Source organism: Micromonospora sp. DT15, from assembly GCF_049841475.1.
In the GTDB taxonomy this organism is placed as follows: domain Bacteria; phylum Actinomycetota; class Actinomycetes; order Mycobacteriales; family Micromonosporaceae; genus Micromonospora.
On the sequence record NZ_JBNCKJ010000003.1, the window covers coordinates 394723 to 420889 of the forward strand.

General features: G+C 68.3%; 20 protein-coding genes. 15 read left to right on the top strand and 5 right to left on the bottom strand.

The genetic code is table 11. From position 1 onward, the window contains the following. Positions 1 to 885 carry a CDP-diacylglycerol diphosphatase gene (locus tag ACLQ3F_RS09385; RefSeq protein ID WP_425847895.1) on the bottom strand — a complete coding sequence of 295 codons (885 nt, stop codon included), beginning with the start codon at positions 883 to 885 and terminating at the stop codon, positions 1 to 3. Between the two features lie 139 nt (positions 886 to 1024). Here ACLQ3F_RS09385 and ACLQ3F_RS09390 point away from each other — a divergent pair, with 139 nt between their 5' ends. Continuing rightward, positions 1025 to 1339: a chorismate mutase gene (locus ACLQ3F_RS09390; protein WP_425847897.1), complete on the top strand. Its 315-nt coding sequence runs from the start codon at positions 1025 to 1027 to the stop codon at positions 1337 to 1339. 19 nt (positions 1340 to 1358) lie between these two features. Here ACLQ3F_RS09390 and ACLQ3F_RS09395 read toward each other — a convergent pair whose 3' ends face one another. Next, complete coding sequence (locus tag ACLQ3F_RS09395) at positions 1359 to 2153, bottom strand: IclR family transcriptional regulator (protein WP_425847899.1); 795 nt, start codon at positions 2151 to 2153, stop codon at positions 1359 to 1361. A gap of 161 nt (positions 2154 to 2314) precedes the next feature. Between ACLQ3F_RS09395 and ACLQ3F_RS09400 the strand changes: the two genes are divergently transcribed. From ACLQ3F_RS09400 to ACLQ3F_RS09430, 7 genes are all read left to right on the top strand, one after another. Further along, complete coding sequence (locus ACLQ3F_RS09400; RefSeq protein WP_357203931.1) at positions 2315 to 3562, top strand: ABC transporter substrate-binding protein; 1248 nt, start codon at positions 2315 to 2317, stop codon at positions 3560 to 3562. A 75-nt stretch (positions 3563 to 3637) separates the two neighbouring features. Further along, on the top strand, positions 3638 to 4591 hold the full coding sequence (locus ACLQ3F_RS09405; RefSeq protein WP_425847902.1) for a carbohydrate ABC transporter permease: 954 nt from the start codon (positions 3638 to 3640) through the stop codon (positions 4589 to 4591). Next, the gene (locus ACLQ3F_RS09410) at positions 4588 to 5418 is read left to right on the top strand and encodes a carbohydrate ABC transporter permease (RefSeq protein WP_124819289.1); all 831 of its coding nucleotides are present in this window, start codon (positions 4588 to 4590) and stop codon (positions 5416 to 5418) included. Before ACLQ3F_RS09405 ends, ACLQ3F_RS09410 begins: the two co-directional genes overlap by 4 nt. An 8-nt stretch (positions 5419 to 5426) precedes the next feature. After that, positions 5427 to 6608 (top strand): mandelate racemase/muconate lactonizing enzyme family protein, encoded by a 1182-nt coding sequence (locus tag ACLQ3F_RS09415; protein WP_425847905.1) that lies wholly within the window; start codon positions 5427 to 5429, stop codon positions 6606 to 6608. Beyond that, positions 6605 to 7807, top strand: coding sequence for a fumarylacetoacetate hydrolase family protein (locus tag ACLQ3F_RS09420; RefSeq protein ID WP_425847908.1), 1203 nt, complete (start codon positions 6605 to 6607; stop codon positions 7805 to 7807). Before ACLQ3F_RS09415 ends, ACLQ3F_RS09420 begins: the two co-directional genes overlap by 4 nt. Continuing rightward, positions 7804 to 9321 carry an aldehyde dehydrogenase family protein gene (locus ACLQ3F_RS09425; RefSeq protein ID WP_425847911.1) on the top strand — a complete coding sequence of 506 codons (1518 nt, stop codon included), beginning with the start codon at positions 7804 to 7806 and terminating at the stop codon, positions 9319 to 9321. Before ACLQ3F_RS09420 ends, ACLQ3F_RS09425 begins: the two co-directional genes overlap by 4 nt. Positions 9322 to 9642: 321 nt before the next feature. Beyond that, positions 9643 to 11217, top strand: a complete 1575-nt coding sequence (locus tag ACLQ3F_RS09430) for an alpha/beta hydrolase-fold protein (RefSeq protein WP_425847913.1) — start codon at positions 9643 to 9645, stop codon at positions 11215 to 11217. Between the two features lie 109 nt (positions 11218 to 11326). Here the strand turns inward: ACLQ3F_RS09430 and ACLQ3F_RS09435 are convergent, their stop codons facing one another. Beyond that, complete coding sequence (locus tag ACLQ3F_RS09435) at positions 11327 to 12850, bottom strand: alpha-N-arabinofuranosidase (protein ID WP_425847916.1); 1524 nt, start codon at positions 12848 to 12850, stop codon at positions 11327 to 11329. A 756-nt stretch (positions 12851 to 13606) separates the two neighbouring features. Here ACLQ3F_RS09435 and ACLQ3F_RS09440 point away from each other — a divergent pair. The 7 genes from ACLQ3F_RS09440 to ACLQ3F_RS09470 all read left to right on the top strand — a co-directional run bounded on the left by ACLQ3F_RS09440 (position 13607) and on the right by ACLQ3F_RS09470 (position 23217). Then, entirely contained in the window at positions 13607 to 14602 is a 996-nt protein-coding gene (locus tag ACLQ3F_RS09440) for a LacI family DNA-binding transcriptional regulator (protein WP_425848213.1), read from the top strand. 171 nt (positions 14603 to 14773) lie between these two features. Next, complete coding sequence (locus ACLQ3F_RS09445) at positions 14774 to 16957, top strand: alpha/beta hydrolase (protein WP_425847919.1); 2184 nt, start codon at positions 14774 to 14776, stop codon at positions 16955 to 16957. 104 nt (positions 16958 to 17061) lie between these two features. After that, the gene (locus tag ACLQ3F_RS09450; RefSeq protein ID WP_357222407.1) at positions 17062 to 18402 is read left to right on the top strand and encodes an ABC transporter substrate-binding protein; all 1341 of its coding nucleotides are present in this window, start codon (positions 17062 to 17064) and stop codon (positions 18400 to 18402) included. Positions 18403 to 18477: 75 nt separating this feature from the next. Beyond that, positions 18478 to 19419: a carbohydrate ABC transporter permease gene (locus ACLQ3F_RS09455; protein ID WP_357204979.1), complete on the top strand. Its 942-nt coding sequence runs from the start codon at positions 18478 to 18480 to the stop codon at positions 19417 to 19419. Then, the gene (locus tag ACLQ3F_RS09460; RefSeq protein WP_396791766.1) at positions 19419 to 20303 is read left to right on the top strand and encodes a carbohydrate ABC transporter permease; all 885 of its coding nucleotides are present in this window, start codon (positions 19419 to 19421) and stop codon (positions 20301 to 20303) included. Before ACLQ3F_RS09455 ends, ACLQ3F_RS09460 begins: the two co-directional genes overlap by 1 nt. An 87-nt stretch (positions 20304 to 20390) precedes the next feature. Further along, positions 20391 to 22118: an IlvD/Edd family dehydratase gene (locus tag ACLQ3F_RS09465; RefSeq protein WP_425847924.1), complete on the top strand. Its 1728-nt coding sequence runs from the start codon at positions 20391 to 20393 to the stop codon at positions 22116 to 22118. 112 nt (positions 22119 to 22230) lie between these two features. Further along, on the top strand, positions 22231 to 23217 hold the full coding sequence (locus tag ACLQ3F_RS09470; RefSeq protein ID WP_425847927.1) for a LacI family DNA-binding transcriptional regulator: 987 nt from the start codon (positions 22231 to 22233) through the stop codon (positions 23215 to 23217). Between the two features lie 86 nt (positions 23218 to 23303). Here ACLQ3F_RS09470 and ACLQ3F_RS09475 read toward each other — a convergent pair whose 3' ends face one another. After that, the gene (locus tag ACLQ3F_RS09475) at positions 23304 to 24935 is read right to left on the bottom strand and encodes a cellulose binding domain-containing protein (protein WP_425848215.1); all 1632 of its coding nucleotides are present in this window, start codon (positions 24933 to 24935) and stop codon (positions 23304 to 23306) included. A gap of 252 nt (positions 24936 to 25187) precedes the next feature. Continuing rightward, positions 25188 to 26123: a hypothetical protein gene (locus tag ACLQ3F_RS09480; RefSeq protein WP_425847930.1), complete on the bottom strand. Its 936-nt coding sequence runs from the start codon at positions 26121 to 26123 to the stop codon at positions 25188 to 25190. Positions 26124 to 26167 lie beyond the last annotated feature (44 nt).

A 26167-nucleotide genomic window follows, 5' to 3' on the forward strand; every position in this document is an offset into this window, starting at 1 on the left:
TCAGGCGTACGCCAGCAGGAAGTCGACGGTGCCCGTACCCCCGGGTTGACCGGCCGGGACGGGCAGGCCCGGCTCGCTGTTCAGGACGTAGAAACCGCCGCCGCCGATCAGGCGGGGCGTCACGGCCAGCATCTGCGCGGCCATGGCCGCTCCGGTCGGCCGCACGACGCTGTCCAGCAGGAGCCGGAAGAGGTTCCCGTTCAGGTTCGCGACGTGCAGAACCCGGTACGAGCGCGGGGCGGGCAGGCCGGTGCTCGTCAGGCCCCAGATCGGCACGATCTGGTTGCGCCACCGGGTCGGGTCGTTGCTGATCGCGCTGTCGTGGTTGTTCAGCTGCGTCTGGATTCCCGAGTGGATCCCGGCGAGGTGAATGTGGAGCTGGTCCTGCTGACGGATCGTCGGGTCGGCCGAGTTGACGCCCAGCCCGAGGTGGGGATAGACGACGTGCCCCGGCTGCCCCGGCTGGGCGTTGTCCCAGGCGTCCAGCCAGTAGTTCGGCGCGCTGGCGGTGGTGATGAACGGGCACTCGATGCCGCTGATCCGGCAACTGGGCACGAGCAGGAAGTCGTGGTTCGAGCCCGACCCTCCATTGAGGACAACGTACGTGGGAGTGGTCCGCAGACACTGGGGAAATGGCGGCCCGGTCTTCGTGCCCTCGCAGACCTGGACCCGGTCCCACAGGTCGTACCTCCCGCCGGTGTCGGCGGGGTAGCCGCACAGGGCCGAGGGTGTGGGGCAGGCCGCGGCTCCGGGGCCGCCGGGTGTCGAGGGGGACGGCGCGGGGGCCGGGCCCCCGTCGGCCAACGCCCGGTCCGCGCCGACCAGTCCCAGCAGTCCGGTGGCGCCGGCGGTTCCGGAGAGTCTGACGAACTGACGCCGTGGCATTCCGCCCATCGTCACCCTCCGTGGTTGCTGTGCCGAGGCGAACATGAACGTGTCGAGATTAGGGTGATAGCCGGCATTCGACGCATCTGCTGGCGAACGGGTCCCCTGATCGTGTCGCTGTCGTGCGACGATTTCCGGCGTGGCAGAGACCGCGACGACGTTGACAGCGATCCGCGCTCGGATCGACGAGCTGGATCGGGACCTGGTCGGGCTGCTCGCCCGTCGGGAGGAGCTGGTCCGGCAGGCCGCCCCGCTCAAGAGCGACGCTCAGGCCGTCCGTGCACCGGACCGGGTGGCGCAGGTGGTGGCCCGGGTCCGCACGTTGGCCAGCGAGGCCGGTGCCGACCCGGACCTGATCGAACGGATCTACCGGGGCATGATCCAGGCATTCATCGACATGGAGACCGACGAGCACCACCGCGTCACCGGCGGGTCGGCGCCGAGAACGCGGTGATCGCCCGGGACGTGCGCGGTCAGGTCGCCGAGAGGATCTCGCCGTCCGGGCTGGCCACGGTGGGCGGCGGCGCGTAGCCGAGCTCGTACGAGATCTTGTTGGCGGTCTCCAGGAGCAGCGGAAGGTTGCTCTTGAGCTGGTCGAGGCTCGCGATGACCTCGATCGCCGTGATCGAGGCAGCGGCGATGACCTGCCCCCGTGAATCCCTGATCGGCGCGGCCACGCACATCACGTAGGCGTCGTGCTCGCCGTTGTCCATGGCCCAGCCACAGTCGTGGATGCGGGCAAGTTCGGCTTCCAGGGCGTCGTGGTCGGTGTAGGTGGTGTCGGTGAACTTCTCGAAGACGACGTGGGAGAGAAGCCTGTCGCGTTCCTGCCGGGGGAGGTAGGCGAGGATGGTCTTGCCCACGGCGCTCGCGTAGATCGACACCGCGCGTCCCACCCGCGACGGCAGCTTGACGGCGTCGAACGCCGGGCTGTCGACCTTGTCGATATAGATGATCTCGTCGCCGGTCAGTTGTGCCAGGTGTACGGTGTGGCCGGTCTCGCGTTGCAGCGCACGCAGGTGTGCGGCGGCGGGCTGGCGAAGGTCCATCGAGCCGAGCGCGAGCTCGGACAACTCGATCAGGCCGCTGCCGAGCACGTAGGTGCCCGCGCCCGTCCGGCGGACGAAGCGCGCGGACTCCAGTGTTTGCAGTATGCGTAGCGCTGTGGACTTGTGGACGCCGAGCACGTCCGCAGCCTCCGTAAGGGACAGCGGGTGCTCCGCGGATCGACGGATGAGGTCGATCGCGCGGCGAATCGATTGCGCCAAGGCTGTGTCTCCCCTCGCGCGACGGTAGCGCCGTCGCTGTCATTGCATATTGTGCAATATAGATGACGCCATGCGCAATCGCCACTTGACACCGTTGCACATGACGCTACGATCGTTGCAATTTCATCGGCTTGACGTCATCTCGTAACAGTGGAGTAACGATGGGTAACAAGCGCGCTTATTTCGGCATCGCCAGGGCGACATGTGCCCTCGGCCTTGCCGCCACGCTCCTGACCGGTTGCGGCTCCGACGGCGACTCCGGCGACGGCGTCACCAAACTGACCTTCGCCGCCTCGACCTTCGGCGACCCGGGCCGCGGGCCCCTGTTGACGAAGTGGCTCGACGAGTTCAACCAGAGCCAGACCAAGGTCCAGGTCTCCGCCGCCGCGGTGCCGTACCCGACCTTCGGCCAGACCGTGCTCACGCAGATGGGCAGCGGCAAGGGCCCCGACCTGGTCCGCTTCGACATGCCCGAGTTCGAGGCGGCCTCCGACGCCGGCCTCGTCGCACCGCTGGACAAGGTGATCGACGCCAGCAAGTACGACCTGCTCAAGCAGCCGGACCAGTTCATGGTCCACGACGGTGTGCGGCACGGCGTCATCTTCGAGGCGTCGAACTACGCCATGTTCTACAACGCGGACCTGATCCCGACGCCGCCGACCAGCTACGAGCAGTTCACCTCCACCGCCAAGTCGCTGACCAAGGGCGACGTCTTCGGCCTGGCGTTCCGCCAGACCGAGGCCGAGGAGGCCGGTGTCTGGCAGGACATCTTCAACTACGTCTACGGCTTCGGCGGCGCGTGGTCCGACGGAAAGAACCTGACGATCAACTCGCCGGAGAACCTCAAGGGCCTCCAGGCGTTCAAGGACCTGTACGACGCGAACGTGATCCCGCGCGGCGCGGACGCTGCCACGTTCCGGCGGATGTTCGCCGAGGGCAAGGTCGGGATGGAGCTCAACAACGGCGGTTACGTGACCGCCACGCGTGGCCAGAACGCCAAGCTGAACTTCAACGTCGCGCCCATCCCGTTCCCGGTCCGCAAGCAGGGCGCGATCCTCGCACCAATCGTGATCAACGAGGCCAGCGAGGGCAAGGACGAGGCCGGCACCTTCATCAAGTGGGCGCTGGAGCCGCAGAACCAGGTGAAGCTCCAGGAGATCCTCGGCGCGAGCAGCGTCGCCACCACCACGCAGCGCAGCGCGGAAGCGCTCAAGGCCACGCCGTTCCTCCCCGTCTTCGACGGGCTCACCGAGACCAGCCTGCCGCAGATCGTGCTGGGGTTCGAGGCCAAGACGCCGGACATCCGCAAGGTGGTCGTGCAGAACGTGGTCGCGGCACTGCAGGGCAAGGCCGACCTCAAGTCGGCACTGGACCGCGCCCAGCAGCAGGCGACCGAACTGGTCCGCTGACCGCTCGACACGGCGACGCCGCCGACGCAAGGATTCGTGCGTCGGCGGCGTCCTTCCCCCAGAAGGACCGATCCGATGACTGTGGTCGAGCAGACCGGAGTACCGAAGACAACACCCTCAGGCCGGCCCCGGCGTCGGCCCAGCCCGCTGGGTAGCAAGTGGACGCCGTACCTGTTCCTGGCACCCGCCGCACTGTTTATCCTCGTCTTCCAGGCGGTACCCCTCGTCCAGGAGGTGTACCTCAGCTTCACCAGGACGAGGCTGCTCAACCCCACCCGCAGTGAGTGGGTCGGGCTCGACAACTTCAACCGGATCTTCGGTGACCCCGAGTTCCACCGCACCCTGCTGATCACAGTCATCTACGTGATCACCTGCGTGGTCGTCGCGATCGGTGCCGGGCTCGCCGTCGCGCTCCTGCTCAACAGGAAGTTCCGCGGCCGCGGCGTGGCACGGGCGCTGGTGACCGTCCCCTGGGCCGCACCGGGCATCGCGGTGGCGCTCATCGCCACCTGGATGCTCAACGCCCAGTACGGCATCGTGAACCGACTCCTCGACGCGGTCGGGCTCGGCGTCCCGGGTGGCGCCATCCTCGACAGCCCGCGCTACGCGCTCCCGGCGGTGCTCGCCACGACCATCTGGCAGCTGTTCCCCTTCACCTCCGTGGTGCTGCTCTCCGCCCTGCAGTCCGTACCGCAGGATCTCAACGAGGCCGCGACGGTGGACGGTGCCGGACGGTGGGCCACCTTCCGGGCCGTCACCTGGCAGGTCATCAAGCCGACTGTGGGTCTGTTGGCTCTGCTGATGACGATCTGGTCGCTGCGGCGGTTCGAGCTGATCTGGCTGATGACCAAGGGCGGGCCGGTCGGTGCCACCGAGACGCTCGTCATCGACCTCTATTCGCAGGCCTTCGACTCGAAGGAACTCGGTTCGGCGGCGGCCATCGGCATGGTCGGCGTCGTCATCTCGCTCATCGTCGTCATCGGCAGCCGCCTGGTCGCCCGCGCCGTGGAGAAGGGGGACGTCCGATGAGGCGCTTCCGTTTCGGTGTCACCGCACGGATCGTCGCCGTGCTCGTCGTGCTCGGTATCGCGGTGTTCCCGCTGTACTGGATGTTCGTCACCGCGCTGTCCAGCAACAGCGACCTCTTCGCCGATCAGCCCCGGCTCACGCCGGACCTCGGCCAGTTCGGGGTCTTCGTGGACGCGCTCGCCGAGGGCAAGGCCGCCGGTTGGCTGCTCAACAGCCTGATCATCGCCGTCGGCACGATGGTGCTCTCCGTCGGCCTGGGCATCCCGCTCGGCTACGCGCTGTCCCGGTTCTCGTTCTGGGGCAAGGCCGTGCTGACAGTCGTTCTGCTGTTCACGCAGATGCTTCCCGAGGCGCTCATGGTCGTCCCGCTGTTCGCGCTGTTCCGCCGCTTCGAACTGCTCGACTCGCTGACCGGCCTCATCCTGGTGAACTCCGCCTTCGTCCTGCCGATCGTCGCGCTGATCCTCAAGGGCGCCATCGACGGCATCCCGAAGGAGTTGGAGGAGGCCGCGCGTGCCGACGGCGCCCGGCCCTTCACCACCCTGACCCGCATCAACGTGCCGCTCATCGCGCCGTCGATCGCGGCCACCGCTGTCATCGCGTTCTTCCACGCCTGGAACGAGTACGTGTTCGCTGTGACGTTCATCTTCAACCCGGACCTCCAACCCGCCTCCGTCGGCATCGCCAACTTCATCGGCGAGCTGGGTACACCGATCCAGACGGTGATGGCCGTCGCCTTCCTGTTCACGCTGCCGGCCGTCGCCTTCTACCTGTTGGTGCAGAAGTACGTGGTGTCCGGCATGACCGCCGGCGCGGTGAAGGGTTGAGCCGAAAGATGAAGATCGTCTCTGTCGACACACTCGTCGTCGACTTCTACCGCACGAACCTCGTCATCGTGCGGGTCCACACCGACGAGGGGATCGTCGGGCTCGGCGAGGCCACCCTGGAGGGCAAGGAACGTGCCGTCCAGGGTGCCATCGCCGAGCTGGCCGAGGCGGTCGTGGGCCTCGATCCCACAAACATCTCGAAGATCCTCTACGAGACCGCGCGGGACTGGTACTGGCGCGGCGGCCCGGTGATCATGACGGCGTTGAGCTCGCTGGAGATGGCCCTCTGGGACATCTCGGCGCGTGAGCTCGGCGTACCGGTCTCCCGGCTTCTCGGCGGCGCGACCCGCGACCGGGTCCGCGCGTACGCGAACGGTTGGTTCTCAGGTGCCGTCACGCCGGAGGACTACGCGGCCGCCGCGCGCCGAACCGTGGAATCGGGCTTCCGGGGCCTCAAGTGGGACCCGTTCGAGAACTACGACCTGACCATCAACACCGCCCAGTTGGACCGGGTGCTGGCCCAGATCGACGCGGTCCGTGGCGCGGTGGGCCGCGAGGTGGAGCTGTTCGTCGAGGGGCACGGGCGCTTCGACGTCCGCCACGCAATCAAGGTGGCGAAGGAGATCGCCCAGTTCGACCCGGTGTGGTTCGAGGAGCCCTGCCCGCCGGACAACCTCGACGCGCTCGTCGACATCCGTCGCGCGTCGCCTGTGCCGATCGCCGCGGGGGAGCGGTGGTACGGGCGGCAGGGCTTCGCGCCGGCGCTGGCCCGCCAGGCGGTCGACTTCGTCCAGCCCGACGTGACGCACGCCGGCGGGATCGCCGAGCTGGCCTTCATCTCCACGCTCGCCGCGACCAGCTACGTGGGCTTCGCGCCGCACAACCCGAGTGGTCCACTCAGCACCGCCGCGACGCTGCAACTCGGGGCCACGTTGCCCAACTTCCGGTACCTGGAGATCATGGCGACCGACGTGCCCTGGCGCCCCGAGATCACCAACGAGCGGCTGGTGCTGACCGACGACGGCGACATCCTCATCCCGAGCGGGATCGGCCTGGGCATCGAGGTGGACCTCACAGCGATCGAGCAGCATCCGTTCACACCGCACCCGCTGCGGATGTTCCAGGACGCCGTCTTCGACATCCGTCCCCGCGACGAGCGGTCCTTCTTCAACCTGGAGAGCGACTCATGACGCTGCCACGGCCCCGAGGGTCGGCCGCGAACTGGGTCGGTACCGCCGCCGAGGCGTTGCCGGACGATGCCGACAGCGTCCTCATCGGCCGGATCTGGGACCCGTCCAGCGACGGACCCTCACCGGTGACCGTCCGCGACGGCGAGGTCATCGACATCAGCCGCCGGTTCCCGACCGTCCGCGACATCTGTGAGCTGCCCGATCCCGCCGCGACAGTGGCTGGGCTCGACGGGCCGAGGGTTGGCGACTTCGCCGAGATGCTGGCCAACACGGGGGCCGCGACCCGCGACCGCAGCCGGCCCTGGATGCTCGCCCCGGTCGACCTCCAGGCGCTCAAGGCCGCCGGGGTCACCTTCCCGATCTCGATGATCGAGCGGGTGATCGAGGAGCGGGCGCGGGGAGACCTGGCACTGGCGGCGGACATCCGGCACCGCATGCTCGCCGACGTCGGTGTCGACCTGCACAGCCTGGAGGCGGGCTCACCGGAGGCGGATCGGCTCAAGAGTCTGCTGATCGCCGAGGGCATGTGGAGCCAGTACCTGGAGGTCGGCATCGGCCCGGACGCCGAGATCTTCACCAAGGGCCAGATTCTCTCCGCCGTCGGCACCGCCGTTCCGGTCGGCGTGCTCGCCGCCTCGACCTGGAACAACCCGGAACCCGAGGTCACGCTCATCGTCCAGTCCAGTGGCCGGATCGTGGGCGCCACCCTCGGCAACGACGTGAACCTGCGCGACATCGAGGGCCGCTCGGCGCTCCTGCTTCCCCTGGCCAAGGACAACAACGCCTCCTGCGCCCTCGGCCCCCTGATCCGGCTCTTCGACGACCGGTTCGGCATGGATCGGGTACGCGAACTCGAGGTGCGCCTGGAGGTTCGAGGCGTGGACGGCTTCCACCTGGAGGCGGTCTCGGAGATGACCCAGATGTCGCGTGATCCCGAGGAACTGGTCCGGCAGCTGATCGGGCCGCACCACCACTATCCCGACGGCGCCGCCCTGATGCTCGGCACCATGTTCGCGCCCATCCAGGACCGGGACCGCCCCGGTGAGGGTTTCACCCACAAGGTCGACGACGTGGTACGGATCAGCTGCCCAGCGCTCGGGACCCTGGTCAACCGGGTGCGGCACGCGGAGGAGTGCGAGCCCTGGCACTTCGGCGTCCGCGATCTCATGGGCAATCTGGTGAGGAGAGGACTGCTGTGAACGTGGTCAACACTGTCGATCCGCGCGACGGTAAGAGTCGCGCGACGGATCTCACCGAGACGGACGAGTCTCGGCTGGAGGTGATCGCCGGTCAGACGTCGGCGGCGGCGCAGTGGCTGGCCGCCCGCGGGAGGCTCGGCCGCGCGGAACTGCTGGACGCGATCGCCGCGTCGCTGGAGTCCCGCCGGGAGGTTCTGGTCGCTGCCGCGGAGGCGGAGACCGGGCTGAGCCACGCGCGACTCAACGGGGAACTCAGCCGGGCGGCGCTCCAGTTCCGGATGTTCGGCGAGGTGCTGCGCGACGGAGCGTACGTCGAGGCCGCCATCGACCACGCCGCCGACACACCACTCGGACCGGGCCCGGACCTGCGGCGGATGCTCGTACCCCTCGGGCCGGTCGCCGTCTTCGGCGCCAGCAACTTCCCGTTCGCCTTCTCGGTCGCCGGCGGTGACACGGCCGCCGCACTCGCCGCCGGGTGTCCGACGATCCTGAAGGCCCACCCGTCCCACCCCCTGACCTCGCACGCCTCCGCCGCCGCGATCGAGTCGGCCGTCCGCGACCTCGGCGGGCCCGAGGGTGTCGTCGCGACCGTGTACGGGGAGCAGGCCGGTCGCTCGCTGGTGCGTCACCCGGCGATCCGCGCGGCCGCACTGACCGGCTCGGTCAACGCCGCCCGCGCCATCCAGGCGGCCATCGACGAACGACCCGACCCCATTCCGCTGTACGCCGAACTGAGCAGCGTGAACCCGATCGTCGTCCTGCCCGACGCGGCCGCCGTTCGGGCAGACCAGATCGCCGAGGGGCTCTTCGGCTCCTTCACGAACTCGGGCGGCCAGCTGTGCACCAAGCCCGGCCTGGCGTTCGTTCCGTCGGATCCGGGTGGTGACGGCCTGGTCGACGGGCTGCGGGCGAAGGTCGACGCGTCGGGCGGCACGGTCCTGCTCAACGAGCGCATCCGGGACGCGTACGAGAAGCGGTCCACGGAGTTCGAGCGGGCCGGCGCCCGGGTGTCGGCGCGGCCCACTGTCGAACCCGGGGCGGGCTTCACAGTGGCGCCGACCCTCCTGGAGGTCGGTCTCGCCGGGCTGAGCGCCGAGATCGCCGACGAGTGCTTCGGCCCGCTCCTGATCGTGGTCCGCTACGACGACGCCGCCGACCTCGACGCCGCGCTGGCCGCCGTTCCGCCGTCGCTGACCGGTTCGCTGCACCGGGGACCGGGCGACGACGCCGAGGTCGTACGTCGACTGGTCGACGTGCTCGCCGCCCGCGCGGGTCGCATCGTCTTCGACGGATACCCGACCGGTGTCCGGGTGTCGTGGGCCCAGCACCACGGTGGACCGTGGCCGTCGACGAACGCCGTGCACACGTCGGTGGGTGCCACGTCGATCCGCCGGTTCCTGCGCCCGCTGGCGTGGCAGGACGCTCCGGCCTGGATCCTGCCCGAGGAGTTGCGCGACGAGTACACCGCCATCTCCCGGCGAATCGACGGGAGGTTGCAGCCGGCGGCCGAGTAACCGCGTCCGCCGGCTTCTCCCGGGCGCGTTTCCGGGCCACCTGCGACTGGCGCGCGAATTCCTTGAAGAATCAATCCGACAGAGAGTTCGCGCGCCAGTTGCCCCGGTGTTGCTGAAGCGCGCCCGAATGGTGGGGACGCGATTTTCCGATCCAATTTCCGCCTTGACCGTCAATGCAATTCATGGTTGTGTTTTCGACAGGGAACGATGTTAGCGCTCGCATCGCCGCATCGCTCGTTACTGGTATCCCTTCACCTCACCATCGAATGGTCGTCGACCGCTCGGTGCGGTCTGACCACACGCCGAAGAGGGAGCAGGAACATGCCCGTCGCACCTCCCCGTCCCCCGACGCCGGCACCGACACGCCGGCTGCTGCTCGCGCTGCTCGCCGCCGTCACAGTGACGGCCGCAACGGTCGCCGCTCCGGCGGCCTCGGCCGCACCGCCGGCGCCGCTGGGCCCGACCGTCAGCCGCACCGACAAGCCCCCGACCGGCTACACAGTCACCTTCCGGTACCGGGCGCCCGAGGACGTCGGGCAGGTCCACGTCTACGGCGACTGGTTCTACTCCCGACCGGAGAACATCGCTTGCCAGGACTGCGGTGACGCGCGACCGCCCGCCGAGTGGCAACCCGGCGACGTCGCGGCCACCCCGTGGCACACCCAGGCCATGCGAAAGGGCCCGGACGGGGTCTGGACCTTCACTACTCCGCTGCCGGCGGGCACCTTCCGCTACGCGTTCACCCACGATTGCGCCAACGAGCTCGCCACCGGCTGCGCCCTGCACGACGACCCCGCCAACCGCTGGCAGATCCAGCCGCAGTACCCGGGAGCGCCCGGCGCGGTACGCAGCACGATCTACGTCCCGACCAGCAAAAAGTTCCCGACGTACGCCACCAGTTACCAGGCTCCGGTCGCCAGGGTCGGCCGGCTGGAGTCCCGGCGGTACACCTCGCCGCTGTCGACCAACCCGGCGGGAGTCCACGACATCGTCGTCTACCTGCCACACGGCTACGACCCCAACCGGGCCACTCCGTACCCGACCCTCTACCTGAGCCACGGCAGCGGCGACCACTCGACCGCCTGGACGATGCAGGGCGTTGCCCACCTCATCCTGGAGAACGCGATCAAGGAACGTGCGGCGCAGCCCATGGTGATCGTGTCCACCGACTTCAACGGCCTCCCTGGTGGCAACGAGGGCTACGTCAACGAACTACGGAACAACATCTTCCCGTTCGTCGAGCAGAACTACCGCGTCTCGACCCGGGCGCAGGACCGCGCGTTCGCCGGCTTCTCGGCCGGTGGCAGCCGGGCGTACACCATCATGTACAACCACACCGACCTGTTCGGCTACCACGCGGCCTGGAGCGCGGGCGGTCCGGCCGCCACCCAGGCCCAGGTCGACAGCATGAAGGCGGTGGCCGGCGGCATCATGATCGGCACGGGGTTGCAGGACCGGCTGGGCAACATCGCCGAGAACTCGCAGCGCAACGCCGCTGCCCTGCGTGCCGCCGGCGTCGAGCTGGACGAGTACAACGTGCCGGGCGTGCACACCTGGCACGTGTGGCGTCCGCTGCTGAACCACTACCTGCGTACGCTGACGTTCCGGGCCACCACCACCGACCTCGTCGTCACGACGTCACCGGCGGGCGGCTCGCACCACATGAAGGTCACCGCCACCGCGACGGTCGGCACGGTCAGCACCAGCACGTCGGCGCCCTCCGGCACTGTCGACTTCTACGCGGGTGACACGCACCTCGGGTCGGCCCCGGTGCACCACGGCGTCGCCCGGCTGAAGAAGACCGTCCATGGTGAGCTGAACGCGCCGGTGGTCGCCCGTTACCAGGGCAACAGGCTCTTCAACGACTCCCAGAGCACCCCTGTCGACGTCCGGTAACAGCCGGCTCGACGCCGTACTCCCTGTGGTGGGGAAGCCCCGGCCGCGCGGCGCTGGTGAAGCCAGGGTGTGCGCGGCCGGGGTACGTCCCGGTCCGTTCGTCAGCCGGTCACGGGGTCGTGTCGGTGGCGCGGAGTCGCAGCATGGTCCAGGACGCGGGTGGAAGAGTCAGCTGCACGCTGGCGTCGGCGCCCCGTGCCGTGCCGTTGGAACGCGGCGCGGCGTGGTCCGGACCGTCGGCCGTGTTCTTGGCGTGCAGGTCGGTGCCGCCGACGGTGACGCATTCGACGATGTCGCCGACCTGCGCGCCGGCGACGTCGATGGTCACCTCGGCCGGGGTGTCGAGAGCGCGGTTGACGAGGAAGACTGTCATCTCCCCGGTGGTGTCGTCCCAGGTGGAGACCGCGTCGACAGCGTCGATCTCACCGTAGCGGTCGGTGGTCGTCGTGCTGCCCTCGCGCAGCACGTCCAACACCGTGCCCTGGGCGTGCCGGGCGGTGCGGGCGAAGGGGTGGAAGATGGTCTGCCGCCAGGCCGCGCCGCCAGTTTCGGTCATGATCGGTGCGATGACGTTGACCAGTTGGGCCTGGCAGGCCGCGCTCACCCGGTCGCTGTGCCGGAGCAGGCTGATGAGCAGGCCGCCGACGACGACCGCGTCGGCAACGCTGTAGTGGTCCTCCAGCAGGGGTGGCGCGACCGGCCAGTCCTCGCCGCTCGGGGGCGTGGACGGGGCGGCGGACTGGTACCAGACGTTCCACTCGTCGAACGCGATCATGATCTTCTTGGTCGACCGACGGATCGCTCCGACCGAGTCGGCGATGGCGGTGACGGCGTCGATGTACCTGTCCATGTCCTCGGCCGAGGCGAGGAAGCTGGCCAGGTCGTCGTCGACCGGCTGGTAGTACGCGTGCAGCGAGATCAGGTCGACGTCGTCGTACGCCTCGGTCAGCACGTCGCGTTCCCAGCTGCCGAAGGTCGGCATACCGAGGTGTGATGAGCCGCAGGCGACGAGTTCGAGATCGGGGTCGAAGCGTCGCATGGCCTTCGCGGTCTGCGCCGCGAGTCGCCCGTACTCGGTCGCGCTGCGCTGACCCACCTGCCACGGGCCGTCCATCTCGTTGCCCAGACACCACAGCTTGATGCCGTACGGGTCGACAGCGCCGTTGTCGCGGCGCTGGTCGGCGAGGTGGCTCCCACTGCGGTGATTGGCGTACTCGAGCAGGTCGACGGCCTCGGCGGTGCCACGGGTGCCGAGGTTGACCGCCATGATCGGATCCACACCTGCCTTGCCGACCCACCGCATGAACTCGTCGAGCCCGAACGCGTTGGTCTCCAGGCTGTGCCAGGCGAGGTCGAGCCTCGCCGGGCGTTTGTCGACCGGACCGACGCCGTCCTCCCAGCGGTAGGAGGAGACGAAGTTGCCGCCGGGGTAGCGGACGGTGGTGACGCCCAACTCGCGCACCAGTGCGAGGACGTCGCCCCGAAAGCCGTCGGCGTCGGCCGTCGGGTGCCCCGGCTCGTAGATTCCGTTGTAGACGCAGCGCCCCAGGTGCTCGACGAACGAGCCGAAGAGTCGACGTGGCACCGGTGCGACGCGTCGGCGGGGGTCCAGGGTCAGGCGGGCCGTGTGCACGCCGTTGTCCGGCGTGCTGTCGAGGTGGGTGTTCAGGGCTGGCTCCCTTCGTGCGGGTCCGACGCGACAGCACTGCTCGAACGCCGGGACCGAGGGGTGGTGGAGGCAGTGTGAGCTCTGGACAACGTGATCGACTTCGATTACGTTGTCGATCTATGTAAACGTTACCGATTACGTTTACGTAAGGGAACATGGCGCCTGGATCAATGTCCGGCCGGCACGCACGGCGGGGCCGAACGACCAGCTTGTCGCGGTGATGGGGGTGACCGGGTGACCACTGTTGAGCCGGAGATCAAGGCGACCTACGCGGATGCGACAGCGCCCGCACCGGGCTGAGACGTCCTCGACCCCGTCGACTGAGGGGTTCCGTCATCGGTGCCGACTCGGACCGGTCGACGTCGAAGGTCTTTACCGGGACCGTCGAAGTTCGGCAGCTGTGATCGTTCACCCGGGTCGGGGAATGGTTCTTGACGGAGCGTGCCGTCCTGTTGTCGACGGGTAGCACCGACGCGGATTCGGCCCCCACTTCGACCCCTGGCAGACGATGCCGATTGCGTTATCCGCAACGGCATCCGAGGATCATCAGCGCCTTCGCCGACCTCCACTTAGGACAGCTCATTCGAGAGGCCGGGTAAGGGTGAAGAGGTCTTGTGTTCGTAATAGTTCTCAGTTACCTTGGCAACATCCTGGAAACGTAACCGATAACGATTGCAGTCCAGAGAGAGCGGCATGATTGAAGTCAATGCGCCGGTGACAATGAGTGATGTCGCCCGAGCTGCTGGCGTTTCCACCGCCACCGTCTCGCGCGTCGTCAACGGGCATTACGGCGTCAGCGCTCGCACTGTCGCTCAGGTGCGCTCCGCCATTGAGCAGCTCGGCTACGAGTCGAGTCTGGTGGCGACCAGCCTCCGGCGCAGCCGCACCAACGTTCTGGGCCTCGTGGCGCACAGCTTCCAGTCGTACACGGCGGAAGTGCTCAAGGGCGTGATGAAGGCGCTGAGCCGCTCGGGCTTCGATCTGATCATCTACGCCAACAGCGACCTCTACGGGTCGTATTCGGAGGGTTGGGAGCAGCGGCACCTGACCCGCCTGTCGGGCACCCTCACCGACGGGTGCATCGTCGTGACGCCCTGGGGTGACATCCGGAGCCGGACGCCGGTCGTGGCCATCGACCCGGTGCGGGGCTCGACGGCGCCCTCGGTGATGGCCGACAACCTCGCGGGCGCCACCACCGCGGTCCAGCACCTGGTCGACCTGGGTCATCGGCGCATCGGGTTCATCGCCGGCCGCGACAGCCTGGCCTCAGCCTGGTCGCGGGAGGAGGGATACCGCGCCGCGCTGTCCAACGCCGGCATCCCGGTCGACCCGACGCTCATCGGCCGAGGGGACTTCAACCCCGAGTCGGCGACTCCGTTGGCGCGTGACCTGCTGCGACGATCGGAGCCGCCATCGGCGATCTTCGCGGCGAGCGACGGGATGGCCCTGAAGGTTCTGGAGGTCGCCCGGGAGCTGGGATTCTCGGTGCCGGGGGACCTGTCCGTCGTCGGCTTCGACAACATCCCCGAAACGGCGTCGACCCAGCCAGGTCTAACCACCGTGGACCAGTCGATGTATCAGCTCGGGTACGAAGCCGCGCGGATGCTCAAGTCGCTGGTGACCGGTGAGTGGGACGAGCCGAGCCAGATCGTGCTTCCGACAAGCCTCGTCGTGCGCGACTCGACCGCACCACCCAGGAGCGCGGCACGGCCATGACCTCAACCCACTGGTGCGCGAGCCTGATCACTCCCGACGCAGCGATCACGGCAGGTGTGCCCGTGGCGGCAGCCTGAAGGAGGTGTACGCAGCACGCACGGCCAGATCCACCGTTGAGTTGAGCCGGTCAGACGGGTCGCATCCGCTGCCGGCGCATGAAGGGAGTGGAGTGTGGTTACCGGACAGTATCACGGGCGTTTACGCCAGTTGGGCGTACGCCGGCGACTCTCGGCGGCGTTCACCGCCGGGGTCATCACCGCCGCGGCGGTGCTCCTCGCGCCGCAGCCAGCTGCGGCGGACACGCCGTGGCTGGATGTCTCCGCGGACCGCTACGCCACGTTCGCCGTCCCGGCGGCGTACGTCCAGGAGAACCTGGGCACCGTCTCGCAGGTCGTCGTCGAGGGAAACTTCGGCCCGTCGGCCAGCTGGGCGGAGTTCGGTCTGACCCGTCGGGGTGAGGTGTGGTCGGGTGTTCTCGGCGCGTTGGAGCCGGGGCTCTACAACTACCAGCTCACCGCCGACGACACCTTGACCATCAAGGACCCGACGAACAGCACCAGTGTCGCGTCCAACCCGCTCCTGAGCACCTTCCTCGTCGCGGGTGACTCGGCACGATGGCTACTCGACGCGCCGGCCGGCACCGGCGGAAAGATCGAGACGCTGACCTATCGGGCCGGGAACGCGCAGCGCTCCGCCCTGGTCTGGACGCCACCGGGTTACGCGGCCAAGAGCCCGAAGGGTTACCCAGCGCTCTTCCTCCAGTCGGGGGACGGCGTGGCCGCCACCGACTGGCTCGACCTCGGTCGAGCCAAGCAGATCCTCGACAACCTCTCGGCCGCGGGCGCCATCCGCCCGATGGTGGTGGTGATCAACGATGTCGACGGCTCCGACGACAAGGGGCTGAAGGACCTCCGGAAGGCGGTCACCGACAGGTACCGGGTCCTTCGCGACCCGGCGCACCAGGCCATCGCGGGCGTGTCCGACGGTGCGACGGACGCGGTGCGGGCCGCGCTCACCAAGCCGGGTCAGTTCGGTCACGTGGGTTGGTTCTCGGGCACGTCGGCGCCGGAGATCGACCGGAAGGACGCCAAGGCGATCAACCGCAGCGTCAAGCTGCTCCGCCTCTACACGGGCAACGTCACCGATCCCGCGTACAACACCACCTACCGGCTGACGAAGGCGTTGGACCGGGCCGACGTCCGGTTCGAGTTCGACGGGGTCAACCCGGACGGCGGCGCGACCTGGACCACCTGGCAGGAGAACCTCGTCGACTTCCTGCCGCGACTGTTCGGTCACGTGCGGGACCACGGGCCGAGCCCCGGTCACCAGCCGCTCAAGCGGGAGTTCACCCCGCCGCCGGCCGGTACCACCCCGACGCCCTTCGTCACCGAGGACGGGTTCGTCACCTTCGAGACGACCACGGACTTCGCTGACGCTCAGCACGTCACGGTCTGGGCGAACGTCGCACCGGGCGGCAGTTGGCTGCGACTGCCACTGACCCGTGACGGTGACCGGTGGCGGGCCACGGTCGGCCCGCTGAAGCCCTGGTTCTACTACTACCGGCTGATCGTGGACCGGGTCGCGGTCAAGGACACCTCCAACCCGACGAAGGTCACCACCGAGCCGATGTGGAGCACCTTCCTCATCCCTGGGCCCGGTGCCCGACTGCTGTCGGACGTACCCGCCGGTCGTGGCGGGAAGGTCGAGAGCATGACCTACCCCAGCACGGTGGCCGGCCAGGACCGCACCGCGCTGGTGTGGACCCCACCCGGGTACGACCCGAACCGTACGCAGCCGTACCCGGTCCTCTACCTCCAGCACGGCGGCGGCCAGAACTACACGGACTGGGTGGAGATGGGCCGCGCCAAGCAGATCCTCGACAATCAGTTCCTCGACGGCGACCTGACGCCGATGGTCGTCGTGATGGGCAACGGCAACTCGTCGAACTTCAACCGGGAACTGCGGGAGAACATCGTTCCGACGGCCCGTGACCGCTACAACATCTCCAGCGATCCGTCGCAGCAGGCCCTCGCCGGTCTGTCGATGGGCGGCGGGCAGGCGTTCGGAGTGCTGCGGGCCTACCCGGGTGAGTTCGCCTACGTCGCCGCGTTCTCGGCCGGTTTCGGCAGCGGCACCGGCGTCGACGTGGCGGCGATCAACAACGGCACCAAGATGCTGCGCCTCTACGTCGGTGACCAGACCGACTTCGTGTACCCGAGCTTCATGGCGTCGCTGACCACGTTGGACAACCTCGGTATCCGCTACGAGTTCGACGGGGTCACCCCCGGGCCGCACGGCTGGGACGTGTGGCAGAAGAACCTCATCGACCTGGCGCCCCGTCTGTTCAAGCGCTAGGAGCCGTCGCCGGCGACGCCACCGGGAGCAGGGTTTCCTGCCCCCGGTGGTGCCCGCCAGCGCATGGATGCAGTGCACCGCCATCGCCGAAGGGAACCATCTCAATGAAGAGAAGACGAATACTCGCCACGGTAGCCATGCTCGCGGCGGGGACCGGCCTCGTCGCCTGCTCCTCCGACGAGGGCGGCAGCGACGCGAGCAGTTGCACGAACACCATCACCAAGCAGAACGTGCCGGTCGTGACGATGTGGGGCTGGTACCCCAACACCCAGCTCGTCGTCGACAACTTCAACAAGCAGCACGACGATGTGCAGGTCTGCTGGACCAACGTCGGCCAGGGCAGTGACGAGTACGACAAGTTCCAGACCGCCATCTCGGCGGGCACCGGCGCACCTGACGTGATCATGGTCGAGGCGGACCGGATCCCGACGTTCCAGATCCAGGGCGCGCTCGTCGACATCAAGCAGTACGGCTTCGACGCGGTCAAGGCCAACTACGGCGAGGGCGCCTGGAAGGACGTGTCGGTCGGCGACAAGGTCTACGGCGTCCCGGTCGACGGCGGCCCGGTGGCGATGATCTACCGGAAGGACATCTTCGACAAGTACAAGATCACGCCGCCGAAGACCTGGGCCGAGTACGAGCAGGCCGCCCAGAAGGTCAAGGACGCCGGCGGTCCGCTCTTCGGTGACCTCGGCGCGAACGTCTCGGCGCTCACCATGGCGCTGCAGATCCAGAAGGGCGCTGCTCCCTTCACCTACGATCCGGCGCAGCCGAAGGCGATAGGGGTGAAGCTCAACGACCAGGCGTCCAAGGACGTGCTGGACTACTGGGGCGGCCTCGCCAAGAAGGGCCTGGTCGGTACGCAGGACCAGTTCACCCCGGAATACATCTCCGGCGTCATCAACGGCAACTACGCGACGTACATCTCGGCTGCCTGGGCGCCCGGCTACCTCACCGGCGCGGGTGTCGGTAAGGGGCAGGACACCGGCAAGTTCGCGGTGGCGCCGCTGCCGCAGTGGGACTCGGCCAACCCGGTGCAGGTCAACTGGGGTGGGTCGGCCTTCTCGGTGACCAAGCAGGCCAAGAAGCCGGAGCTGGCCGCGAAGGTCGCCTACGGCCTCTACGCCGACAAGGAGTCACTCACCGACGGCTGGACCAACCAGATCATCTTCCCGCTGAACCTCACGGCGCTCAAGGACCCCGCGTTCGTCGACCTGAAGGTGGCGTTCTTCGACGGCCAGCAGGCGAACAAGGAGGTCTACCTTCCCGCCGCGGACGCCTACAAGGGCGTCGCGTACGCCCCGTTCGGTCAGTACTACCTCGACGCCATGACGAAGCAGGTCAGCGAGATCATCAAGGGCTCCGTCACCGGTTCGCAAGCTGCCGACCGGCTCCAGGAGGACGTGGCGAAGTACGCCAAGGAACAAGGCTTCACCGTTCAGTGACCGGATGGGTGGGCCGCGCCGCACCGAGCGGCCGGCCCACCCTCCACTCTCACCGTCCACGTCCCGGAGACCAAGATGACACTCCTGACCGAGAAGCGCGCACCGCGTCCTCAGCCTGAGACGCGCAAGATCCGTGGCAAGGTGCACCTCCGCGAACACCTGATGGGGTGGCTCTTCGTCGGGCCGTTCGGGATCGTGTTCCTGGCGTTCCTCATCGCCCCGCTGGGGTACGCGCTGTACCTCAGTCTGTTTCAGAAGAAGCTGATCGGCGGCACCAGCTTCGTTCTCTTCGACAACTACGTGAAGGCGTTCACCGACCCGAGCTTCCTGTCCGGGGCGTGGTTCGTCATCCGCTTCTCGCTGGTCTCGATCCCGCTGCAGATCGTCATCGCGCTCGCGCTGGCCCTCATCCTGGACTCGGTGACCACCCTGTTCGCCCGTTTCTCCCGCCTCATGATCTTCCTGCCGTACGCGATCCCCACAGTCATCGGGGCCGTGATGTGGGGGTTCCTCTACAGCAGGGGCTTCGGCCCGCTCACCGACATCTTCGGGCTGTTCGGCGCCACCGCACCCGACTTCCTGAGCAGCGACCTGATCTTCTACGGGCTGCTCAACGTCGTCACCTGGCAGTGGGCCGGCTACTACATGATCATCCTGTACGCGGCGTTGCAGGGCGTCGACCCGACGCTCTACGAGGCGGCCCGGATGGACGGCGCCGGGCGGTGGCAGATCGCGACCCGGATCAAGATCCCGCTGATCGCGCCCGCCCTGATCCTCATCCTGGTCTTCTCGCTCATCGGCACCCTGCAGTTCTTCAACGAACCGCAGATCCTGCGATACCTCGCCGCGGGCACCATCGGCGCGGACTTCACCCCGAACATGTACGCGTACCAACAGGCGTTCTCGCTCGCCAACTTCAACTACGGGTCGGCGATCTCCTTCGCCCTCGGCGGGCTCGTGTTCATCTGCGTGTACGCCTTCCTGTTCTTCACCCGCAAGCGGAGGAGCTTCCTCTGATGACCGACCACACCAGCGTCCGCGCCGGCGCCCGCCGACCGCAGCGCTATCTCCCCCTGCAGATCCTCCTCGGCTTCCTGGTGATCTACTTCCTCGTACCGTTCTGGTGGGTCATCGTCAACAGCTCCAAGGACGCACCCGGGCTGTTCGGCGGCGGCAACACCCTCTGGTTCACCGACCAGGTCGACTACCTCGGGAACCTGCGGCAGCTCTTCACCTACGACGGTGGCATCTACCTGCGGTGGATGCTCAACTCCACGCTCTACGCGATCGCCGGCGGCGTCGGCGCCACCGTCCTGGCGGTCATGGCCGGTTACGGGTTCGCCAAGTACCGGTTCGCCGCCCGACGCTTCAGCTTCGCCATCGTGCTCGGCGCGCTGATGGTGCCCGCCACCGCTCTGGTCATCCCGACCTTCATCATGTTCTCCCGACTCGGCCTGACGAACACGGTCTGGGCGGTGATCCTCCCGTCGCTGCTCAACCCGTTCGGCGTCTACCTGATGCACGTGTACGCGCGCGACGCGGTGCCCGACGAACTCCTTGACGCGGCGCGGGTCGACGGCGCGGGAGAGATACGGACGTTCATCCAGATCGCCCTTCCGCTGATGCGTCCCGCTGTGGTCACCGTGCTGCTCCTGTCGGCCGTGGCGTCCTGGAACAACTACTTCCTGCCGCTGGCCATGCTCTCCGACAACCGGCTCTTCCCGGTCACCGTCGGCCTTGGCCTCTGGCAGGGAATCGCGTCCGCGAACAACGCGGGAACCACCTCGCTGTGGAGCCTCATCATCCTGGGTTCCCTGGTGTCCGTGATCCCGCTGATCATCGCGTTCTTCAGCCTGCAACGACACTGGCGCGGCGGACTCTCCGTCGGAGGTCTCCGGTAGGCCGCGCCGGCACCACCAGCCAATCCACCACACGCGCATTGATCGCCGCGCAGGACGCGGCCGGACGGATGACAGAGAGGTGTGCTGATGTCGACGACGAATCGACCGCTGCGCAGCGGGGAGTGGTTCGGTGCGGAAGGCCGCAACGGGTTCATCCATCGGTCCTGGATGCGCAACCAGGGGTTCGCGGACGACGTCTTCGACGGTCGCCCGGTGATCGGCATCGCCACCACCTGGTCGGAGCTGACACCCTGCAACGCCCACCTGCGAGACCTCGCCGCGTCGGTGAAGCGGGGCGTGTGGGAGAGCGGGGGCCTGCCGCTGGAGTTCCCGGCGATGAGCCTGGGCGAGCCGCTGATGCGACCCACGACCATGCTCTACCGCAACCTGCTGGCGATGGAGCTGGAGGAGTCGGTCCGCGCCAACCCGCTCGACGGGGTGGTCCTGCTCTCCGGCTGTGACAAGACCACCCCCGGCCTGCTGATGGGAGCGGCGAGCGTCGACCTGCCGACACTGATGTTGACCGGCGGCCCGATGCTCAACGGCAAGTTCCGCGGCCAGGACATCGGCTCCGGCACCGTCGTCTGGCGCTTCACCGAGGAGATGCGGGCCGGTCGGATGACGGCGGCCGACTGCTCCGAGGCGGAGGTCGGCATGTCCCGCAGCCGGGGCCACTGCATGACAATGGGCACCGCCTCCACGATGGCCTGTGTGACCGAGGCGCTGGGTATGCAGCTACCGGGGGCGGCCGCCGTGCCGGCGGTCGACTCCCGGCGGTACGCGCTCGCGCAAGCCGCCGGACGCCGGATCGTCGCCATGGTCGAACAGGACCAACGGTTGTCCTCGGTGCTCACCAGGCAGGCGTTCGAGAACGCCGTCCGGGTCAACGCCGCCATCGGCGGCTCCACCAACGCTGTCGTACACCTGCTCGCGATCGCCGGACGCCTCGGCGTCCCCCTGTCGTTGGAGGACTTCGACACCCTCACCGCCGACGTGCCCATGCTCGTCAACCTCATGCCGTCCGGGACGTACCTGATGGAGGACTTCGCCTACGCGGGCGGCCTCCCGGTGGTGATGAAGGAACTCGCCCCGCTGCTGCACATGGACCACATCACCGTCAGCGGCAGGAGCGTGGCCGAGAACGTCGACGGCGCCCAGTGCTGGAACCGGGACGTCATCGCCACCATGGAGGAGCCGTTCCAGCCCGCCGGGTCGGGCACCGTGGTGCTGCGCGGCTCGCTCGCGCCGTCCGGGGCGGTATTGAAGGTCTCCGCCGCCTCCGCCCACCTCCTCACGCACACCGGCCCGGCGCTCGTCTTCGACCGGATCGAGGAGTACGTCGTCGCCGCCGACGATCCGGACCTCGACGTCACCCCCGACACGGTGATCGTCGTCCGCAACGCCGGCCCCCGGGGCTACCCCGGCTTCCCGGAGGTGGGCAACGTGCCCATGCCACGACGGTTGCTCGCCGACGGCATCACGGACATGGTGCGGATCTCCGACGCCCGAATGAGCGGCACCGGCTACGGCACCTGCGTCCTGCACGTGGCACCGGAGGCGTCAGTGGGTGGTCCGCTCGCGCTGGTACGCAGCGGCGACCTGATCTCCGTCGACGTCGCGACGCGCCGCCTCGACCTTCTGGTCGACGACGCGGAGCTCGCCGTACGCCGCGCCGCCTGGCAGCCTCCGAAGCCGGTGGCCGACCGGGGATGGGTACGGCTCTACAGCGAACACGTTCAGCAGGCAGACAGCGGCGCGGACCTCGACTTCCTCGTCGGTGGCAGCGGCAGCGCGGTGCCCCGTCACTCACACTGACGGCCACGAACGGACGAGGCCCACGAGGAACTGATTCCATGGAAGAACGGATGGCCCGCCAGTGCGAGTTCACACAAAGGCCGCTGTGACGGCGGCCGACCGGCCACCGGTCATGGCTGACGTCGCTCGCCTGGCGGGCGTGTCACACCAGACGGTGTCCCGGGTCATCAACGGCGCGCCCAGCATCAGGCGCGAGACCCGGGAACGGGTCCTCGAAGCGATCCGACGGCTCGACTACCGCCCCAACACGGCGGCCCGCGCGTTGGTTCGCGGACGGTCCGGGATGATCGGCATCATCGGCACGGCCAGGACGCTGTTCGGTCCGACCAGCATCCATCGCAGCGTCGAGGACGCGGCCCGGGCGGCCGGCTACTTCGCCACCTCGGTGAGCCTGTCCGAGGTGACGGTACGGGCGCTCAGCGACGCCACCGAACACCTCATGCGCGTCGGCGTGGAGGGCGTCGTGATGATCGCCGGCAACGACGAGGCCCTCGAGGTGGTGCGGATGACGCGATCGAGCGTCCCGTTCGTCGTCGTGGAGGGCGACGTGTCCCGGGCCAGCGTGACAGTCGGCGTCGACCAGGTGCTCGGCGCCCGGATGGCCACCGACCACCTCCTCGACCTCGGGCACCGGGAGATCGTGCACGTGAGCGGCCCGCTCAACTGGGCGGAGGCCCGTGCCCGACTCGAAGGCTGGCGTCAGGCGATGAGTGCGGCGGGTCTACGCCCGCCGGAGCCGGTCGAGGGCGACTGGAGAGCGCACAGCGGCTACCTCGCCGGGCTGCGGGTCGACGAGATGCCCGGGGCCACAGCGGTGTTCGCCGCCAACGACCAGATGGCGATCGGTGTGCTGCGCGCGCTGCACGAGCGTGGACGGCGGGTGCCGCACGAGATCTCCGTCGTCGGATTCGACGACGTCCCCGAGGCGCCCTACCTCATTCCGCCCCTGACCACGATCCAGCAGGACTTCGACGCGGTCGGCCGGCGGGCCATCACCGCTGTCACCCAGGCCATCGACGACACGGTGCCGCACCGCCTGCCGCTGGTCGTCCCCAAGCTCGTGGTGCGGCAGAGCACGGCGGCGCCGACAGCCACCTGACCATCCGACGCTCCGAACCCCGTCGACGGGCGGGAGCCCCAAGCGTGTGGCCGGGGCTCCCGCGACGTACGTGGTGATCGAGGTGTTCAGAGGGTGAACACGAGGGTGGAGATGCTGCGGGCGCCGACGTTGATGGTGGCCTGACCGCCGTTGACGCTGGTGGGCTGGCTGGCCGCGTTGGCGTTCTGCGAGGTGAGGTAGTGCTCGGCCCGGGTGACGTTCTGCGGGGCCTGGACCACTGCGTTGTTGACCGCGCTGTTGGAGCGGTTGAGGATCACCAGGGTGATCTTCCCGTCGCCCTGGTAGGCGGTCACCTCCAGCGGGGAGGCTTTCGAGCTCTTCGTCAGGGCGACCCGCTGGTAGCCGGGGCGCACGTACTTCGCGTACTGCGAGAAGGCGTACCCGCGCTTGAGGGGTGCGCCCGCGACGGTGCCGAACGCCGATTCGCCGTCACCGATGAAGGAGTAGTAGCGCTTGCCGTACCACCAGATGTAGGCGTTCCAGTTGGCCTCCATCGACTTGTGCACGGTGCGCATGATGTCGTCGAGGGTCTCGTTCCAGACCGCCGCGTTGGCCGGGTTGCCCCAGATGTTGGAGCCGCCACCGTCGGCGGCGTGCAGGTTCCACTCGGTCATCCACACCGGCTTGTTGTACTGCTCGGCCAGCGAGTACGGCCGCAGTCGGCCGGACTCCTCGGTGCCGTAGAGGTGCCCGCCGATGTAGCCGATGTTGTTGCGGGCGGTCGCGTCGTTGAGGGTCGGGTCGGTGAAGTTGTAGTTCATGTTCACCGCCTCGGCCACCATCAGCTTGGTGTTCTGCACCCTGGTGCCCTGGTCGCGGACAAAGGTGCGCAGCTCGGTGCCGCTCCAGTCCATCGAGTCGTAGTCCGGGTGCCAGTCCGGCTCGTTCTGCACCGAGGTGACGTCGATGGGTACGCCCTGGCCACGCATGTACTGCACGTAGCTGTTGAGGTGGTTGGCGTAGTCGTCGTAGTAGTCGGTCTTCAGTTTGCCGCCGTTGACCCGGCTGTTGTTGGTCTTCCACGCCGCCGGCGCGGTCCACGGCGAGGCGAGGATCTTCACGTTCGACCCGTACGACTTCGCCGTCTTCAACGAGTTCACGTGCGTCGCCCACTCGCTGGACACTGGCGACAACCCGGTCCGCACGATCGACAGCCCCAACTGGTTGGCACCCATCCCGACCAACGTCTGGGTGTCCGTCGTCGACCAGGCGCTACCCCAGATCGACTGCGCGGCCCCGAACCCGTCGACGGTCTGGTACCTGGTCGCGTTGTTCACAGTGATGTCCGCCGGCCCGGTGGGCGGCGGTGGGTCGGTCGGCGGCGGAGTCGTCGTCGGCGGCGGGGTCGGCTCTGTGCCACCGGTGCAGCCCACCCCGTTCAACGCGAAGGTGGTGGGATCGGGGTTGCTGCCGGTCCAGGATCCGTTGAAGCCGAACGACACCGTCCCGTTGGTCGGTATGGCCCCGTTGTAGCTGACGTTCCTGGCGGTGACCGCGGTGCCGCTCTGCGTCAGAGTCGTGTTCCAGGCCTGGGTGACGGTCTGGCCGGCGTTGTAGTTCCAGGCCAGCGCCCAACTCGTCACCGCGTCACCGAGGTTGGTGATGGTGACGTTCGCGCCGAAGCCACCCTGCCACTGCGACGACACGCTGTAGTCCACCCTGCAGCCGGCGGCTGCGGCTCCCGCCGGCACCGCCATCGCGACGCCTGCGGACGCCACCAGGACGGCGCCGGCCGACAGCAGGGCGACGTTCGTCGCTCTTCTGCTTCTTCTCACTGAAACTCCTCCTGAACTGGTGGTGGTATCCACGCCTCGGGAGGGCTCAGCTGTGGCGGATTTCAGAGATGGTCGGACGGTGAGTGGTTGGGAGCGCTCCCAGGTGCTTGATTCAGAAAGTTAATTCGTCCAACGATCCCTGTCAATGCAACCGACCCTCGGCCAGCGGTCCCGTCAGCGGCCGCAGGCACCGCACGGCCTGCGAGTGCGCAGGTGGTAGTCGGTGGACGCGACGAGCAGGCCCAGCCCGATGACGAGGTACGCCGACATCGCCACCCACAGGAACGCGTCGGAGAACTCGCTGTGCGAGCCCGTCGTCACCTGCACCATGCCCATGCCGAAGTAGGCCACGATGCCCGCGCCGAGCCCGAAGCCGGGCACCAGAAGCACAAGGCGAGGAATCGTCCGGCCGGCGAGCAGCGGAACCCACCACGGCCAGACCTCACCCCAGTGATGCGCCAGCGCCAGTGGCAACAGCGCTCCGGCCAGCACCAGGCCGATCTCCAACCCGAGCAGGGAGGCGCTCTGGTCGACGCTGTCGAACCCGACCACGAACTGGGCCGCGAAGCGGGTCACGAGACCGCCCACGGCGACCCACGCGGCCCAGCGCGCCCACCGTGCGGGTGCCGAGCGCCGCGTACCTGGTCGGACCGTCCGGCAACAGGCCGGGCAGTCGCCCCGGGTGCGCCGCTGATAGCGCCCGGTGGCCAGAGCGAGCAGTACCGCTCCGGTGACACAACCGAGCCTGCTGACGAACGCCAACGGGTCGAAGAACGGGCCGACGGTGAACAGCAGGAAGCCCACCAGCTCCGGCAGCAGGATCGCGGCTGCCGCGACCAGCGCTCCAGCGACAGCCCAGGCGAGCCCCGCAAGCGCTGGCCGCCAGGTCGCCACCCGGTCCAGGGCAACCGCCAGCCCGCCCGCGACCGCGCACAACGCCACCGACCACCAGCCGGTGAAGCCGAGCAGGTCGAGCCCGAGCGGCCCGAACTCCGGAGCCTCGTCGACCGTCCAGGCCAGACGCACGCCCCCGTATGCCACGGCCCAGCCGAGCACCGCGTACGTCAGACCATGGACGCTCCGCCCGACGATCCGTGTCGATGTCGTCATGGACCGATCCTGCCGGCGTCCCAGGGTGGGCGGGCCCCGCTGGC

Bases quoted from the DNA above. Each gene is read 5' to 3' on its own strand.
- ACLQ3F_RS09450 (WP_357222407.1), top strand. From the start codon at position 17,062: ATGAAGAGAAGACGAATACTCGCCACGGTAGCCATGCTCGCGGCGGGG.
- ACLQ3F_RS09470 (WP_425847927.1), top strand. From the start codon at position 22,231: ATGGCTGACGTCGCTCGCCTGGCGGGCGTGTCACACCAGACGGTGTCC.
- ACLQ3F_RS09400 (WP_357203931.1), top strand. From the start codon at position 2,315: ATGGGTAACAAGCGCGCTTATTTCGGCATCGCCAGGGCGACATGTGCC.
- ACLQ3F_RS09455 (WP_357204979.1), top strand. From the start codon at position 18,478: ATGACACTCCTGACCGAGAAGCGCGCACCGCGTCCTCAGCCTGAGACG.
- ACLQ3F_RS09415 (WP_425847905.1), top strand. From the start codon at position 5,427: ATGAAGATCGTCTCTGTCGACACACTCGTCGTCGACTTCTACCGCACG.
- ACLQ3F_RS09440 (WP_425848213.1), top strand. From the start codon at position 13,607: ATGAGTGATGTCGCCCGAGCTGCTGGCGTTTCCACCGCCACCGTCTCG.
- ACLQ3F_RS09475 (WP_425848215.1), bottom strand. From the start codon at position 24,935: ATGGCGGTGCCGGCGGGAGCCGCAGCCGCCGGCTGCAGGGTGGACTAC.
- ACLQ3F_RS09480 (WP_425847930.1), bottom strand. From the start codon at position 26,123: ATGACGACATCGACACGGATCGTCGGGCGGAGCGTCCATGGTCTGACG.
- ACLQ3F_RS09405 (WP_425847902.1), top strand. From the start codon at position 3,638: ATGACTGTGGTCGAGCAGACCGGAGTACCGAAGACAACACCCTCAGGC.
- ACLQ3F_RS09465 (WP_425847924.1), top strand. From the start codon at position 20,391: ATGTCGACGACGAATCGACCGCTGCGCAGCGGGGAGTGGTTCGGTGCG.
- ACLQ3F_RS09420 (WP_425847908.1), top strand. From the start codon at position 6,605: ATGACGCTGCCACGGCCCCGAGGGTCGGCCGCGAACTGGGTCGGTACC.
- ACLQ3F_RS09410 (WP_124819289.1), top strand. From the start codon at position 4,588: ATGAGGCGCTTCCGTTTCGGTGTCACCGCACGGATCGTCGCCGTGCTC.
- ACLQ3F_RS09385 (WP_425847895.1), bottom strand. From the start codon at position 885: ATGCCACGGCGTCAGTTCGTCAGACTCTCCGGAACCGCCGGCGCCACC.
- ACLQ3F_RS09430 (WP_425847913.1), top strand. From the start codon at position 9,643: ATGCCCGTCGCACCTCCCCGTCCCCCGACGCCGGCACCGACACGCCGG.
- ACLQ3F_RS09460 (WP_396791766.1), top strand. From the start codon at position 19,419: ATGACCGACCACACCAGCGTCCGCGCCGGCGCCCGCCGACCGCAGCGC.